General features: G+C 76.1%; 15 protein-coding genes. 3 read left to right on the top strand and 12 right to left on the bottom strand.

The genetic code is table 11. The features are described from left to right. On the bottom strand, nt 1-946 hold a 946-nt coding region (locus ACOJTC_RS13350; RefSeq protein ID WP_420117095.1), incomplete at its 3' end, for a protein kinase domain-containing protein. Nucleotides 947-1,089: 143 nt separating this feature from the next. Between ACOJTC_RS13350 and ACOJTC_RS13345 the strand changes: the two genes are divergently transcribed. Beyond that, nucleotides 1,090-1,479 (top strand): Rv2175c family DNA-binding protein, encoded by a 390-nt coding sequence (locus tag ACOJTC_RS13345; protein WP_088643009.1) that lies wholly within the window; start codon nt 1,090-1,092, stop codon nt 1,477-1,479. Between the two features lie 218 nt (nt 1,480-1,697). On the opposite strand, the gene ACOJTC_RS13340 is transcribed toward ACOJTC_RS13345, so the two are convergent. Both ACOJTC_RS13340 and ACOJTC_RS13335 read right to left on the bottom strand, forming a co-directional pair. Beyond that, entirely contained in the window at nt 1,698-2,780 is a 1,083-nt protein-coding gene (locus ACOJTC_RS13340; protein WP_420117094.1) for a polyprenyl synthetase family protein, read from the bottom strand. Nucleotides 2,781-2,789: 9 nt separating this feature from the next. After that, nucleotides 2,790-3,290, bottom strand: a complete 501-nt coding sequence (locus ACOJTC_RS13335; RefSeq protein WP_420117093.1) for a helix-turn-helix domain-containing protein — start codon at nt 3,288-3,290, stop codon at nt 2,790-2,792. A 248-nt stretch (nt 3,291-3,538) separates the two neighbouring features. On the opposite strand from ACOJTC_RS13335, the gene metF reads away from it, so the two are divergent. Beyond that, the gene (gene metF, locus ACOJTC_RS13330; protein ID WP_420117092.1) at nt 3,539-4,456 is read left to right on the top strand and encodes a methylenetetrahydrofolate reductase [NAD(P)H]; all 918 of its coding nucleotides are present in this window, start codon (nt 3,539-3,541) and stop codon (nt 4,454-4,456) included. A 44-nt stretch (nt 4,457-4,500) separates the two neighbouring features. Next, entirely contained in the window at nt 4,501-5,190 is a 690-nt protein-coding gene (locus ACOJTC_RS13325; protein WP_204927790.1) for a CDP-alcohol phosphatidyltransferase family protein, read from the top strand. 229 nt (nt 5,191-5,419) lie between these two features. Here the strand turns inward: ACOJTC_RS13325 and ACOJTC_RS13320 are convergent, their stop codons facing one another. From ACOJTC_RS13320 to ACOJTC_RS13280, 9 genes are all read right to left on the bottom strand, one after another. Then, nucleotides 5,420-6,907, bottom strand: coding sequence for a phytoene desaturase family protein (locus ACOJTC_RS13320; protein ID WP_420117091.1), 1,488 nt, complete (start codon nt 6,905-6,907; stop codon nt 5,420-5,422). Nucleotides 6,908-6,917: 10 nt separating this feature from the next. Then, entirely contained in the window at nt 6,918-8,048 is a 1,131-nt protein-coding gene (locus tag ACOJTC_RS13315) for a glycosyltransferase (RefSeq protein ID WP_420117090.1), read from the bottom strand. Nucleotides 8,049-8,142: 94 nt separating this feature from the next. Continuing rightward, a complete protein-coding gene (locus ACOJTC_RS13310) occupies nt 8,143-9,006 on the bottom strand; it encodes a carotenoid biosynthesis protein (protein ID WP_420117089.1) in 864 nt (287 codons plus the stop codon). Continuing rightward, on the bottom strand, nt 9,003-9,572 hold the full coding sequence (locus tag ACOJTC_RS13305) for a GNAT family N-acetyltransferase (protein ID WP_420117088.1): 570 nt from the start codon (nt 9,570-9,572) through the stop codon (nt 9,003-9,005). The genes ACOJTC_RS13310 and ACOJTC_RS13305 overlap by 4 nt, the downstream gene beginning before the upstream one ends. A gap of 10 nt (nt 9,573-9,582) precedes the next feature. After that, nucleotides 9,583-10,302 (bottom strand): monooxygenase, encoded by a 720-nt coding sequence (locus tag ACOJTC_RS13300; protein WP_420117087.1) that lies wholly within the window; start codon nt 10,300-10,302, stop codon nt 9,583-9,585. After that, the gene (locus ACOJTC_RS13295; protein WP_420117086.1) at nt 10,299-10,787 is read right to left on the bottom strand and encodes a YbaK/EbsC family protein; all 489 of its coding nucleotides are present in this window, start codon (nt 10,785-10,787) and stop codon (nt 10,299-10,301) included. The genes ACOJTC_RS13300 and ACOJTC_RS13295 overlap by 4 nt, the downstream gene beginning before the upstream one ends. Nucleotides 10,788-10,846: 59 nt before the next feature. After that, nucleotides 10,847-11,671: an FAD:protein FMN transferase gene (locus ACOJTC_RS13290; protein WP_420117085.1), complete on the bottom strand. Its 825-nt coding sequence runs from the start codon at nt 11,669-11,671 to the stop codon at nt 10,847-10,849. Next, nucleotides 11,668-12,150 (bottom strand): FMN-binding protein, encoded by a 483-nt coding sequence (locus ACOJTC_RS13285; protein WP_420117084.1) that lies wholly within the window; start codon nt 12,148-12,150, stop codon nt 11,668-11,670. The genes ACOJTC_RS13290 and ACOJTC_RS13285 overlap by 4 nt, the downstream gene beginning before the upstream one ends. A gap of 19 nt (nt 12,151-12,169) precedes the next feature. Then, nucleotides 12,170-13,567, bottom strand: a complete 1,398-nt coding sequence (locus ACOJTC_RS13280; protein WP_420117083.1) for a ferric reductase-like transmembrane domain-containing protein — start codon at nt 13,565-13,567, stop codon at nt 12,170-12,172. Between the last annotated feature and the right edge of the window lie 404 nt (nt 13,568-13,971).

Raw genomic sequence — 13,971 nt, 5'->3', positions numbered from 1 at the left:
CCGCCCGCGCCCCGGCCCCCCGGCCCCGCCGGGGGGGGGGGGGGGTGGGGGGGCCCCGGGCGCCCCGGGCCCCCCGCACCCCGGCCCGCCGGGCGCCCGCGCCGGCCGCCCGGCCCCCCGGGTCCCGCCGGGTCGCCCGCGCGACCAGTTCGTCGAGCACCCGGGGCAGGCCAGGCACCAGGACCGACGGGGCCGGGACGTCCTTGTCGACGTGCTGCCAGGCCACGTCGACCGGGCGGTCCCCGTCGTACGGCACCCGGCCGGTGAGCATCTCGAACAGCACGATGCCCGCCGAGTAGACGTCGGTGCGCGGGTCGGCGCGTCCGTCGGTGACCAGCTCCGGCGCCACGTACGCGACGGTCGCCATCAGCTGGTTGCCGTCGCCCTCCTCGGCGCTTGCCTCCACCGCCCGGGCCAGGCCGAAGTCGGCGACCTTGACCACACTGTCGACCAGGTTGGCCACCCCGCCGGTGGGCGCCTCGGCCACCAGCACGTTCTCCGGCTTGACGTCGCGGTGGACCAGCCCGGCCCGGTGCGCGGCGGCGATCGCGGCGAGCATCTGCTCCATGATCGCCAGTGCCTCGTCGGGGTTGAGCCGGCGGCGTTCGGCCAGCACCTCGCGCAGGGTGCGGCCCCGGACGTACTCCATCACCAGGTAGGGCAGCCCCTGGTGGGTGCCCTGGTCGTAGACGGCGACCACGTTGGGGTGGGTCAGCCGGGCGATGGCCTTGGCCTCGTCGGTGAACCGGTCCGGGAAGCCCGCCAGCCGGGACCGCGCCTCCGCGGCCTGGGACGGGTGGATGATCTTCACCGCGACGGTACGCTCCAGGCGCTCGTCGGTGGCGGTGTACACGGTCGCCATGCCGCCACGGGCCACGCGACCGCGTATGCGGTAGCGCCCGTCGAGCAGTGAGCCCAGCAACGTGTCGGCGACCTGTATGTCCATCGGCAGGGAGTCTATGTGTCCTGAGGGTGAAGGTTGAACAGGATGCTACAGCCGGGGTCGGTGCCGGTCGGTCCCGCCGCGCTCGCCCCGGCCCGACGGGGTGCCGCTGCACGGGCGGCCGGGCGACGTGGCAGGGTGGTCCGGTGACCGAACCCGTACCCGCCGACCAGTCCGCCGGCAGCGACCTCGGCGGCCCCAGCGACCCGGCCGCGTGGCTCACCCTCCCGGACGTCGCCGAGCGGCTCGACCTGTCGATCAGCAAGGTCCACCAGATGATCCGGGACCGCGAACTGCTCGCCGTCCGCCGCGACGGGGTGCGCCGGATTCCCGCCGACCTGGTCGCCAACAAGACGGTGCTCAAGCACCTGCCCGGCGTGCTCACCCTGCTCGCCGACGCCGGCTACGACGACGAGGCCGCCCTGCGCTGGCTCTACGAGCCCGACGACACCCTCTCCGGCGGCACGGGCGCGGCCACCCTCGGCGGCGACCACGCCCGCGAGGTCAAACGCCGCGCCCAGGCCCTGGGCTTCTGACCCCACTGCCACTCCTGCTCCCGCCGGCCTCCACCGTGCCGGCGGTCCGCCGCACCGCGTTGATCAAGAGGTTTCGGTCATCCCCGGGGACATCCGTGACGCAAACCTCTTGATCAACGCGCCCAGCGACGCGCCCCCAGCGACGCGCCCCAGCGACGGGCTCGAGCGGAGGGCTCCAGCGACGGGCTCGAGCGGAGGGCTCCAGCGGGGTGGGCGGGTCAGTCGGCGCGGCGGGTGGCGGCGATGGCGAGGTCCACCAGGGCCTGCCGGGCCTCGGTGTCGAGGTCGACGCCGGCCAGGGCGGCCAGCGCGGCGTCGGTCAGGGTGACGATGCGCTGTTCGGTACGGGCCAGCGCGCCGGTGCCGGAGATCAGCTCACGGAGCCGGGTCACCCCGTCCCCGTCCAGCTCCGGATCGCCGAGCCGGCCGAGCAGCAGCTCCCGGCCGGCCTCGTCGGCGGCCTCCACCGCCGCCGCGACCAGGTCGGTGCGCTTGCCCTCGCGCAGGTCGTCCCCGGCCGGCTTGCCGGTCTGCGCCGGGTCGCCGAACACCCCGAGCACGTCGTCGCGGAGCTGGAACGCCTCACCGAGCGGCAACCCGTACGCCGAGTAGGCGGTGCACACGTCGGCGGACGCGGCGGCGAGCGCGCCACCGAGCAGCAACGGCCGCTCGACGGTGTACTTGGCCGACTTGTACCGGGCCACCTTGCCCGCCCGGTCCAGCGACACCTCCCCGGTGGCCTGGGTCAGCACGTCCAGGTACTGCCCGACGGTGACCTCGCCGCGCATCTCGTCGAAGACCGGCCGGGCCCGCGCCACCGTGTGCGGGTCCAGCCCGGCGGAGTGCAGCAGCTCGTCGGACCAGACCAGGCAGAGGTCGCCGAGCAGGATCGCCGCCGCGTCGCCGAAGGCGTCCGGGTCGCCGCCCCACCCGTGGGCGCGGTGCCGGGTGGCGAACCGCCGGTGTACGGCGGGCTCACCGCGCCGGGTGTCGGAGCGGTCCATCAGATCGTCGTGGATCAGGGCGCTGGCCTGGAAGAACTCCAGCGCCGCCAGGGCGGTCACCACCTGGTCGGCGTCCACCCCGCCGGCCCCCCGGAACCCCCAGTACGCGAACGCCGGGCGCAGCCGTTTGCCGCCGCCGAGCACGAACCCCTCGCTGGTCTCGGCGATCGGCGTCAGGGCGTCGTCGATGCCGGCCATCCAGCTACGCCGGCCGGCCAGGAACTCGGTCAGCGCCTTGTCGACACGCTGCCGTAGGCCGGCACGGTCGACGGGGGAGACGGGAGCAGCGTGGGTCACGCCACGACGCTAGCCGGTCCCCACCTCCACCGCCTCACCAGCGCCTCGGCGCGTCACCCGGCCCGCTGCCCGCCCCGGGCGGACCGGACGGTGGGGGCGGGCAGCCGGACGGGACGGAGCGCGTCCGACGCCGGGCCGCCCCGACACCGCGCCGGCCCGGCGTCGCTCCGGTGGCGGGCCGGCCCCTGCGGACGCCGTTCGGCTCGGCCGCAGGCCGTTCGGCCCGTCGGCCCCGGTGCGGCGGTTCCGGCCCGGACCGGCCCGCCGGGCGCGGGACGACCCGGTGGACGGCGGCCCGATCGGGGCGTCGAGCACGACGGCGAGCTGCCGCCGCCAGCGGTCGCCCGGCACGCGCACCGAGCGTTCCCAGCGGGACACCTCGTGCCGGGTGAGGGTGGCCGTGCCGGCGGCGGCGCAGAGTTCGTCGGCGAGCCGCCGCTGGCTCCAGCCCCGGGCCAGCCGGAGCTGCGTGATCAGCGGCCCGAGCGGGCGGGGGTCGGACGGGGTCATCGGTCCTCCGGCGGATGTCGGCGAGGCCCGCCCGCCCCGCGGGGCGGCCGACGTGCCACGGTCGCGTGCTGCCGACCCCCCGCGCGTGACCCCGGGCGTCGGCCCCCACCGACGCCACCCGCGCCCCCTCGTTCTACCCCCGGGGTACGACGTCGTCCGCAGCGGCGGCCGACGCCGGTTTCGGCGGGTGTCGATGCTCCGGTGGGAAGTGTGTGAGGGCGGACGGCGTCGCCCGCTAGAGTCGTCACGTGGCGCTCGGTCTTCCCTCCGTCCTTCCCAATCCCCAGCCGGCGATCGGGGAGCTGATCCGCGACCGCCAGCCGACGTTCTCCTTCGAGTTCTTCCCGCCCAAGACGGCGCAGGGGGAGCGGCTGCTCTGGCAGGCGATCCGGGAGCTGGAGTCGTTGCGCCCGTCGTTCGTGTCGATCACCTACGGGGCCGGCGGCTCGACCCGGGACACCACGGTCGCGGTGACCGAACGGATCGCCACCGAGACCACCCTGCTGCCGATGGCCCACCTGACCGCCGTCAACCACTCCGTCGCCGAGCTGCGCAACGTGATCGGGCGGCTGGCCGGCGTGGGGGTGCGCAACGTGCTCGCCGTCCGGGGTGACCCGCCCGGCGATCCGGGTGGCGAGTGGGTCCGTCACCCCGAGGGCGTCGACTACGCCGAGGACCTGGTCCGGCTGGTCCGTGAGGCCGGCGACTTCAGCGTCGGGGTGGCCGCCTTCCCCTACAAGCACCCCCGCTCGGCCGACGTGGCCAGCGACACCGCGCACTTCGTCCGCAAGTGCCGGGCGGGTGCGGAGTTCGCCATCACCCAGATGTTCTTCGACGCCGACGACTACCTGCGGCTGCGCGACCGGGTGGCGGCGGCCGGCTGCGACACCCCGATCCTGGCCGGGGTGATGCCGGTGACCCAGATCGGCACCATCGAACGCTCGGTGCAGCTGTCCGGCGCGCCGTTCCCACCCGCGCTGGCCGCGCGGTTCGAACGGGTCGCCGACGACCCGGAGGCGGTCCGCCGGCTCGGCATCGAACAGGCCAGCGAGATGTGCGCCCGGCTGCTCGACGAGGGGGTGCCCGGCATCCACTTCATCACCCTCAACCGTTCTCCCGCGACCCGGGAGGTGTGGCGCAGCCTGCGGGCCGACGCCCGGGTGTGAACGCGCAGGCCCCGACACCTCGACCGCGCCGCGACGGTTGACCGATGGTGGGCACACAGCTGAAGTGGGACGAGTACGCGACCGCGTGGGCGCGGTTGCACGGCGGCTTCGACCCCCGGGTCGCCGCGCCGGTGGTCCGTGCCTGGCTGCGTTTCGCGTACCACGTCGGTTACGTGCTGGGTCGGCTGCGGGTGACCCCGACCGCGGTGACCGTCGGTGGGGTGCTGCTCTGCCTGTGCGTGCCGTTGTTCAGCGCCCGGTCGGGGCAGGGGCCGATCGTCGGCGCGCTGTTCGTGCTGCTCGCCTCGGTCGCCGACAGCGTCGACGGGGCGGTCGCGGTCGCCACCGGCCGGACCACCCGGCTCGGCTACGTCTACGACTCGGTCGCCGACCGGCTCGGTGAGATCGCCTGGCTGGCGGCGTTCTGGCTGGTCGGAGCGCCGGGTGCGCTGGTGGTCGCGGCCGGCGCGCTGTCTTGGCTGCACGAGTACGTGCGGGCCCGCGCGGTGGCCGCCGGGATGCGGGAGATCGGCGCGGTCACCGTGGGGGAGCGGCCCACCCGGGTCTGCGTCGCCCTGGTCGGGCTGCTGCTGGCCGGGCTGACCGGGCTGATCGACCTCGACCTGGCCGCCGGCACCATCACCATGGCCACCGCCGTCTGGGTGCTGCTGGCCGGCTTCGGCCTGGGGCAGTTGCTGTCCACCGTCCGCCGCGCCCTGCTCGACGCCGGCTGACCCGCCCACCCCCGCCGCCGGTCCCCGCCCCGCCCCCGCCTCCTCGACGCCGGACCCGCCGCCACACTCCCGCCGCTTGGTCGGCGACGCGGCCGGGCGATGATCAACTCAATGTCGGCGAAACAGCGGCTTCCGAGACGCGGGACACCGCTGTTTCGCCGCAACAGCGGCCACCCGCCCTGGCCACCCGGCCAACCGGCCCGGCCCGGCGGGCCAGGCAGGGCTGGGCCTACCAGGCGGGGCCGATCTCGTCGGCGACGATCTGCGCCGACAGGGTGACCCTGGGCAGGCCGCCGCCGGGGTGGGTGGAGCCACCGACCAGCCACAGCCCGCGTGCCGGGCCCCGGTTGGCCGGGCGGAGCAGCCCACCGGCCGTGCCGTAGATCGACCCGCCGGGCGCGGCGGTCGCGGCGTCCAGGTCGGCGGGGGTGCGGGTCTCGCGGAACACCAGCCGGTCCCGCACGTCGACCCCGCGTGCGGCGAGCACGTCGAGGATCCGGTCGGCGTACGCGTCGGCGAGCCCCGGCCGACGCCAGTCGACGGCATCCGGGGCGGTGCCGTGGCGGGCGGCGTTGACCAGCACGAACCACGCCTCGTGCCCGGCCGGGCGGACCATCGGGTCGTCGGCCACGGTGACGAAGACCGTCGGGTCGGTCGCCGGTCGGGCCCGGATCCCCCGCCCGGGGTCGCCGAAGACGGCGTCGAACTCGGCGTCGTAGTCGTCGGGGAAGAAGACGTTGTGGTGGGCCAGCCCGGAGTCCCCGCGTACCCCGAGCAGCAGCACGAAACCGGCCAGGCTGCGGTCGGTGAGCGCGGCCAGCCGGCCCGGGTGCGGCAGCAGGTCCCGGTAGACGGTGAGCGCGTCGGCGTTGGCGACGACCACGTCGGCGGGGACGGGCGCGTGGACCCCGGCGAGGCGTACCCCGTGCACCCGGCCCCCGGCGGCGTCGATCCGGGTGACGGTCTCCCCGGTGCGGACCGTCACGCCCAGGTCCAGGCAGCGGGACAGCAGCGCGTCGGCCAGGGTGCCCAGCCCGCCGCGCAGGTACCAGCCACCGAAGGTCAGCTCGGCGTAGGGGACGGCGACCAGCGCGGCCGGGGCGCGGCGCGGGTCCGCGCCGGTGTAGGTGGCGTACCGGTCGAGCAGCATCCGCAGCAGGGGGTCGGACAGGTGGCTGCGGCCCAGCCCGCGCAGGGTGCGGCCGGGCCCGATCGCGGCCAGGTCACCCAGCCGCCAGGCCAGCGCCGCCAGGTCGCGCGGCGAGTCGACGGTACGCCGCAGGATGTCCCGGTGCGACGCGGTCCACACCCGGGCGGCCCGCCGCCACAGCCGCCGCCAGTCGGCGGCGGCCCGGTCGCCGAGGGCGGCGCCGATGCGGGCGGCGAACTCGTCCGGGTCGGCACACGAGTCGAGGGCCGGCCCGCCGCCGGGGAAGACGTGCCGCACGATCGGGTCCAGCGGGGTCAGGTCGAGGTACTCGTCGAGCTTCGCGCCGGTGGCCTCGAACAGCTCGTGGAAGACCTGCGGCAGGGTGAGCAGGCTCGGCCCGGTGTCGAAGTGGAAGCTGCCGGCCGGGGTGTCGTGGACGTGCCGGCCGAGTTTGCCGCCGACGGTGTCGGACCGTTCGAAGACGGTCACCTCGTGCCCGCTGACGGCGAGCCGGGCGGCGGTGGCCAGCCCGCCCACGCCGGCGCCGATGACCACGATCCGCGCCATGCCGCGCCTCCTAGCTGACCGGGCGGCCACGCCAGGACAGGCGACGCCGCTTCCGCAGATGGTACGACCGCAGGGTCAGCCAACCGAGCACCACGACCGAGCCGGGGTGGGCCAGCGCGTCGGGCCAGGCCCGGCCGCCGGTGGCGCGGGCGGCGACCACCCGCCCGGCGACTCCCGCCGCGTACCCGGTCAGGGCCAGCCCGGCGGCCGGCGGTGAACCCGCCACCAGCGCCGCCACCGCCAGCAGTGGCGGCGCGGTGTAGAGCAGCAGCAGCGCGGCGACCACGGCGGCTGCGGCACCCGGGTGGCCGAAGGTGGCCCAGAGCGACTTGGTGTAGCCGTCACGCAGCTGCGGCCAGGTCTCGTACATCCGGCAGGCGGCCAGCCGGGAGCCGTCGGCAAGCGCGATCCGGCCACCGGAGCGTTTCACCGCCCGGGCCAGCTCGATGTCCTCCAGCACCCGGTCGGCGACCGCGGCGTGCCCGCCGGCCCGCTCGTAGCCGGCCCGGTCCACCAGCAGGAACTGCCCACCGGCGGCGGCCAGCGACGGCCGCGGCGAGCGTTCCATCGCGCGCAGCGGCAGGAAGGTCAGCCACAACCACTGCAACAGCGGCTGCACCAGCCGGTCACCCACCGTCCGCACCAGAATTTTCGGGTACGCCGACAGCAGCGTCGCCCGCGCGGCGCGTAGCTCGGTCACCGCCGCCGCGACCGCGTACGGGGTGAGCACCACGTCCGCGTCGACGAAGGCGTACACGGTGGCGTCCGGCCCGGCGTGCCCGGCGAGCTGGTGGCAGGCGTACGGCTTGCCCAGCCAGCCCGGTGGCGGGGTGACCCCGGTGCGCAGGGTGACCCGGGGGTCGTCGCCGGCGACCGCGCGGACCACCTCGGCGGTGCCGTCGGTCGAGCCGTCGTCGAGCACCACGATCCGTAGGTCGGGCACCCCCTGCTGGGCGAGCAGCGCGCGCAGGCACGGGGTGACCCGGTCGGCCTCGTCGCGCAGCGGCAGCAGCACCGCCACCGTCTCGTCGACCCCGACCGGCCCGTCGGCGGGCCGGCGCAGCCCGTACCGGGCGTTGACCCAGGTGTGCGCGGTCAGCGCGGTCACCGCGACGGCCAGCACGACCGCGACGACGGTCACCGCCACGCCCTGACCGACCCGGCCCGGCGCGGTCGTCGTCCCGGTGTCGGGTGCCGGCGCGGGGGCGGGGCGGGTCGACCGGGTCGGGTGCCGCTCATGCCGGTGTGTCGACGCCGGTGCGGGCCGGTGCCGGCCGGTCGGCGGGCCGGCGACGGGCGCGCAGCAGGGTCACCGCCAGCGGCACCGCCACCACCGCCATGCCCACCGCGCCCCAGATCGCCGAGGCGGGCAGCCGGAGGAAGACGGCGTGCGCCAGCACGCTGGAGAAGTACGTCCACAGGTAGAGGGCGAACATCGGGGCGTCGCGGGAGTCGGTGACCGCGACGGCCGGCCCGGCCAGCGGGCGCAGCACGCTCATCAGCAGCACCGCGAACAGCAGCCAGCCCAGGTAGTTGCTGACCGGGATGCCGGGCAGCCCGGGCAGCGCCGGGGTGGCGTCGCGCCACACCCAGTAGCCCTCGGCCACCATCTGCGGGTCGAGGAAGAGGTCCCAGCCGGCCAGCCCGACGGTGGCCAACGCCACCCGCCCGACGTGCCCTCCCGGGGTCAGGGTGCCGGGCGTCCGACCGCCGGGGGGCACGGTGCCGGCGGGCGTGGTCAGCCGGACGGCGGCCAGCCAGGCGGGCCAGGCCATCCAGGTCCAGGCCAGCGGGATGATCAACGGCACCCCGGCCAGCTTCGGCCCCAACTCCCCCGAGTAGTCGTAGCTGCCGAACGGGAAGCCCGTCGCCACCCCCAACGCCTCGATGGCGAACCCGCCGCCGGTGGCCACCGCGACCAGCGCCGCCGCCGTGCGGGGACCCCGGGTGAGCAGCGCGTGCCCCACCGACAGCAGGTAACCCAGCACGACCGTGGCGACGGTGAGCCGGGCCCGGGTGGCCCCGGTGGTGAGCGGGTAGCAGATCTGGATCAGCACCAGCAGGGCCAGCAGCAGCCACGGGACGTGCCGGCGGGTCACGACGCGGCCGGCCCGGACGTGTCGGGCCGGGGCAGCGGCAGGTCCCGGCCGAGCACCCCGAACGGTCGTTCGTCGCCGGGGAACCGGAAGTGCCGCAGCACGTCGACGAAGCCGAACCGCCGGTAGAGCCGCCAGGCCCGCGACGCCTGCTCGTCGGCCTCCGGGGTGGACAGCAGGGTGGTGCCGCACTCGGCGATGCTGAGCAGGGCGGTGAGCTGCCGGGCGCCCAGTCCGTGCCCCTGCGCCGGCGGCCGGACGTGCAACTCGACCACCTCGAAGCAGTGGGTCAGCCAGCGCTGCCGGGCGTCCGGGTCCAGCGCCCGGTAGACCTGGTCGTGCCACCACTGTCCACCCGCGCCGAGGTAGCCGTATCCGAAGCCGGCCAGGTGGCCCTCGCTGGTGAGGCTGGCGACGGCGCGGAACCCGGGCCGGCGGGCGTGGGTGGCGATGTAGCCGCGTCGGGCCTCCAGCAGGTCGCTGCGGTAGCCCATCGCCTCCCCGTACACCGCGACCACGTCGTCGAGCCGCCGGACGAGATCCTCCGGCGTCCACCGCACCAACCTCATGCGCGTCCTCTCACGGTTGCGGATCACCGTCGGCGACCCAACCCAGCACCGACCGGTCACCGACCACTGCGCGCACCTCGAAGCGCGCGAACAACTCCTCCGCGTACCACCCCTCGGTGGGGGTGCGGGTGATCGCCGCGCGGTGCTCCGGGTGACGGTACGCGAAGGCCACGAGGTCCGTCGGGTCGCGCCACACGCTGACCGTGCCCTGCCAACCCAGCGGGGCCTCACCGACACCGAACCGGGCGAGCAGCCCCGGCGCGGCGTGCAGCGCGGCGGCGACCGGCGGGACGGCCCGCCAGAAGGTGAGCGCCCGGCGGGGACGCAACCGGGCCCGGGTCAGCGCCAGCACCGGCCCGTCGACCCGGCCGCCCGCCGGTTCGCCGAACGGCCGCCGGCCCGACCACTCGCCCCGGCTGGTCACCGGGCGCAGCTCCAGCCGGGCCGAGGCATGGGCGATCCGGGCCCAGGAGCGGCCGACCGGGGAGGCGTCGAAGCCGGCCGCCGCGGCGGGGGAGTCCCACACCACCAGCGCCGCCCACCGGGTCAGGTCGGCGTCCCCCGGGCCGAAGCCGGTGCCGGTCCCGGTGCCGAGCAGCTTGCCGAACCGTACGCCGGGGGTGTGCCGCAGCCGCCACGGATGCCGGGCCATCCGGGCCAACGCCCGCCCGACGGCGACCCGGGGCACCCGCCACACGTGCAGGGTGACCAGCTCCGGGGTGGTGTTCACGCCACCTCGGCGGGGGTGCCGCCGGTGATCCGCAGCAGCTCCGGGTAGGTGGTGGGGAAGACCGCCTGCGGTACGCCCCCGGCGGCCCACACCTGCGGGTGCCCGGCCAGGGCGGTGTCGACCAGGGTGCGCAGCGGCCCGGGGTGGCCGACCGGGGCGACCCCGCCGATCACCTGCCCGGTGTGCGTGCGGACGAAGTCGGGGGTGGCCCGGCGCAGGTGGGTCACCCCGAGCCAGGCGGCCAGGCCGGCGGTGTCGACCCGGTGCGCGCCGGAGGTGAGCACCAGCAGCGGCGTGCCGTCGGCGTCGAAGACCAGCGAGTTGGCGATCGCGCCGACGGTGACGCCGAGCGCGTCGGCCGCCGCGACGGCGGTGTGCGCCGCCGCGGGCAGCAGGCGGACCCGGCTGGCCGCACCGGAACCGTCCCGCGCGCCCGCCTCGTCGAGCGCCCGCTGCACCGCCTGCACGTTCGGGTGTGACTGCATGCGGCCCATTCTCCCCGGTACGCCCCGACGCCCCGCACCCGGCCGCCCACCGTGGCGGGTCAGCGGGCGGGTGGCGACCCGGGACGGGTGCCGGGCCAGTGCGGGGTGGCCCGGATCCGGCCGCCGGCGGTCACCAGCAGCGCCTCGTGGTCGGCCAGGCCGGTCAGCCAGGTCAGCGCGTCGTCGGCGTCGCGGGTCATCGCCGCGGTGGCGTACACGTCGGCCCAGAGCAGTTCCGGCCCGACCACGGTGACCGACCGCAGCGCGGTCGCCGGTCGGCTGGTACGCGGGTCCACGATGTGCGCGCCGCGCCGGGCGGTGCCCGAGGTGGCGACCGCGCCGTCGCGCCGGTCCAGCACGTCCAACAGGTGGCCGGGGCGGTCCGGGTCCTCGATGCCGACCCGCCAGGCCGGCCGGTCCGCCCCGGCGTACAGCACCACGTCCCCACCGGCGTTGAGACAGAGGTCGTGCCCGGCCAGATCGGCCAGCCACCCGGCCGCCCGCTGCACCGCCCACCCCTTGACCAGCCCGGACGGGTCGTAGCCGGCACCGCCGGTGGGCAGCGGCAGCCGCCGGGCGTCGAACCGGCCGCCGGTGCGCGTCCGGGCCAGTTCGCACAGCTCCGCCACCTCCCGCACCAGCGGGCTCGCGGTGGCCGGATCGGGTTCCCGCCCGGCCAGCCGTCCGATCTCGCTCTCCGGCCGGTAGGCGCTGAACGTCGCGTCGATCGCGCCCAGCCAGGTGAAGAACCGTTCCACCCGGGCGGCGACCGCGTCGTCGTGCACGTCCGGGCCGCGCAGGTGCACGCTGACCGGCAGCCCCATCACCTGCACCACCCAGGCCCGCCGGTCCAGCTCCGCCGTCCGGCCCGTCGGCGTGCTCATCTCAGGTGCGCCGCGTCGATGGCGGCCTGGAGGGACTCGCGGTAACCGTCGCTGGTGACGGTCGCCCCGGACACGGTGTCGATCCGGGCGCTCTGCGCGGTGAGCGCCGCCTGCCGCAGGATCGGCACCGCGTAGTCGTTGATCTGCTGGTCCCGGAAGTTGCCGTCGGGCACCTGGAGGGTCGTGACGTCGGTGATCCGCCCGCCCGCCACGGTGATCCGGACCTGCACCGGCCCCCACCGGGTCTGCGCCACCGACCCGTCGTGGCTTCCGTCGCCGCCCTCGCCGGTGTTTGCGCCCGGCGCGCCCGAGCCCGGGTCGACGCCGGTGGGCGTGTCCCCGGAGCCGGGGGAGGTGCCGCCGCGGTCGACGGCGACGGCGCTGGTACCCCCGCCGACGCCCATGGTGCTGGTCCGGTAGCTGAACAGCAGCACCAGGGCGGTCACCGTGGAGAGCAGCCAGATGGTGATCCGTCGCACGGTTCCCCCTTCCCGCCCGTCACCAGGCGAAGCGTTCGTGATGGACGTGCCGCTCGGGCACCCCGGCGGCCCGGGTCGCGGCCTGCACCGCGTCGACCCAGCCGTCCGGGCCGCACAGGTAGACGTCGTGGTCGGCGATGTCGGGGGAGAGCCGACGCAGCGCCTCGGCGTCCGGGAGCCCGGCCGCGTAGCCGGGCAGCCAGGAGGGCTGCCGGCCGCGCGGACCGACCAGGTAGTGGACCGACACCCCGCGTTCGACCGCGAGCCGTTCCAGCTCCGCCCGGAAGGCCAGCTCCTGCGGGGTACGCACGCGGTAGAGCAGCACCGCCTGCCCGGGTGCGTACGGCAGCTCCCGGAGCAGGGCCAGCAGCGGGGTGACGCCGATCCCGCAGGCGAGCATGGTGATCCCGCCGCCGCGCCAGTGTTCCCCGGTCAGCCGCCCGTACGGGCCCTCCAGCAGCACCCGGGTGCCCGGTCGCAGGGCGGCCACCCGGGAGCTGTCGTCGCCGAGGTCCTTGACGGTGATCCGCATCAGGTCGCCCGTCGGCGGGGCGGACAGCGAGTACGGGTGCGCCCGGGACCAGCCGGGGCCGGTCAGGAAGCGCCAGCCGAAGAACTGCCCGGCCCGGACCGGCAGCCGGTCCAGGTCCCGCCCGCGCAACCAGACCGAGGTGACGCCGGGTGCCTCGGGGACCACCGCGGCCACCTCGACCCGGTGCCGCAGCGAGCGGTACGCCGGCAGCCCGAGCCGGAACACCAGCACGCTGCCCAGCGCCCCCAGGTACACCGTCCACCAGTACGCCCGCGCGGCGGCCGAGGCGACGAAGTCCGCGCCGGTCCACAACTGGTGCGGCAGCGCCAACCCGATCCCCAGGTACGCGTACAGGTGCAGCAGGTGCCAGGACTCGTAGCGCAGCCGACGGCGGGCCGCCCGGACGGAGGTGACCACCACCAGCACCAGCAGTGCCAGCGCGGCGGTGGCCAGCAGCATCCCCGGGTACCCGGTGACCAGCAGCCAGAGCTGCGTCACGGGGTTCTCCCGGGCGGTGCCGGCGTACCCCAGGGTGGTCAGCAGCACGTGGGCCAGCAGCAGGTGGAACGAGGTGAAGCCGGCCAGCCGGTGCCAACGGGCGATCCGGTCCTGGCCGAAGCGCCGTTCGACGAGCGGCACCCGGGCCATCAGCACCACCTGGACGAGCATCAGGTCGGCGCTGAGCAGGCCGGTGAGCCGGCCGGCGGAGGTGAGGCCGGTGGCCACCCCGGAGAGCAGTTCCTGCACCCCCCGGTCGGCGGTCCAGAGCGCGACGACGACCAGCAGGCTGAGCACCGCCGCGCTGCCGGCCAGGTCGGCCCACCAGCCGGGGGCGGTGGGCAACGGCCGGCGCGGGGTACCCCGGTCCAGGACGGTGGCGCTCATCCGCGGGTCGTTCCGGCGGGTCCTTCACTCATGCGTTCCACCCTGCGGCGGTGACCTCGGGCCAGGCTTTGCCGTCGCTGTGCGCGGGCTGGGAATCGTCGCTGGCACGCCGTACGCCAGACGTTGCGTTTTCGTCGGGGGCAGGGTGTACTGTCAGAGCAGTTAGAACGAGTGTTCGATTCACTCGCACACCCGTTCCAACGCCCCCGGGCGGTGTTTCGCGGCGTCGACCCGGGCAGGTGCGGTTTCGCGGACCGCACCGGGTTCCGGGCAGTCGCGAGCCCGGTCCCGTCAAGGCAGGTCGTCGCCCGCCGCCCCCCACCCCCCGGCGGGGGGGGCCGCAACCCCCGGGTAGGCCGCCGGGGGTGGGGGGGGGGAGCCTCCCCCCCCCGGCGGCCCCCACC

Origin of the sequence: Micromonospora sp. (assembly GCF_048594385.1) — a bacterium.
In the GTDB taxonomy this organism is placed as follows: domain Bacteria; phylum Actinomycetota; class Actinomycetes; order Mycobacteriales; family Micromonosporaceae; genus Micromonospora; species Micromonospora wenchangensis.
Note: the sequence above shows the minus strand (reverse complement) of the source record. Positions and strands in the feature narration are given on the sequence as shown.

What these genes read in the sequence shown, in the direction of transcription:
- ACOJTC_RS13335 (WP_420117093.1), bottom strand. Translation starts at nt 3,290, where the DNA reads ATGACCCCGTCCGACCCCCGCCCGCTCGGGCCGCTGATCACGCAGCTC.
- ACOJTC_RS13325 (WP_204927790.1), top strand. Translation starts at nt 4,501, where the DNA reads ATGGTGGGCACACAGCTGAAGTGGGACGAGTACGCGACCGCGTGGGCG.
- ACOJTC_RS13320 (WP_420117091.1), bottom strand. Translation starts at nt 6,907, where the DNA reads ATGGCGCGGATCGTGGTCATCGGCGCCGGCGTGGGCGGGCTGGCCACC.
- ACOJTC_RS13305 (WP_420117088.1), bottom strand. Translation starts at nt 9,572, where the DNA reads ATGAGGTTGGTGCGGTGGACGCCGGAGGATCTCGTCCGGCGGCTCGAC.
- ACOJTC_RS13295 (WP_420117086.1), bottom strand. Translation starts at nt 10,787, where the DNA reads ATGCAGTCACACCCGAACGTGCAGGCGGTGCAGCGGGCGCTCGACGAG.
- ACOJTC_RS13290 (WP_420117085.1), bottom strand. Translation starts at nt 11,671, where the DNA reads ATGAGCACGCCGACGGGCCGGACGGCGGAGCTGGACCGGCGGGCCTGG.
- ACOJTC_RS13280 (WP_420117083.1), bottom strand. Translation starts at nt 13,567, where the DNA reads ATGAGCGCCACCGTCCTGGACCGGGGTACCCCGCGCCGGCCGTTGCCC.